The sequence below is a fragment of the Cupriavidus sp. 8B genome (genome assembly GCF_054589115.1).
Genome location: NZ_BAAILO010000344.1, coordinates 1 through 487, shown reverse-complemented (window position 1 = coordinate 487; position 487 = coordinate 1). Strand labels below are relative to the sequence as shown.

The following is a 487-nucleotide window of genomic DNA, read 5'->3' as shown; positions in this document are numbered from 1 at the left end:
TTCAAGCCCCTAGCTTACTTGGGGTGGCCGAAATGGCCAGCCTTGTTCATCGACCGCGGCGCCAACGAAAAAGGTAGCGCGGCATAAAACGACTTCTGCTGGCAAGCAGAGGCATTCGGAGACAAACATGATCCCCATGAATCAACACCGCTGCGCCGCGGTGGAGGACGCACTTTACAGGAAGGTCACTCTACGCGTGATTCCCTTCCTTTTTGTTGCCTACGTTGTTTCCTTCATTGATCGTATCAATATTGGCTTTGCGCAGTTGCAGATGAAGGGCGATCTCGGTTTCAGTGATGCTGTCTACGGGCTGGGCGCGGGGATCTTTTTTATCGGCTATTTCCTGTTCGAAGTGCCCAGTAATCTTCTCCTGCACAGGATCGGTGCCCGCCGAACCTTCGTGCGGATCATGGCATGCTGGGGTCTGGTTTCCGCCGGGATGGCTTTCGTTGTTGAACCTTGGCAACTGTATGGGATGCGTTTCCTG

Annotated in this window: 1 protein-coding gene; it reads left to right on the top strand. The window is 54.0% G+C overall.

Annotation, left to right across the window (positions count from 1 at the left end; all coding sequences use genetic code 11):
- Nucleotides 1-127: 127 nt before the first annotated feature.
- A partial coding sequence (locus ACYP5B_RS33655; protein ID WP_459572512.1) for an MFS transporter occupies nt 128-487 on the top strand: 360 nt, incomplete at its 3' end.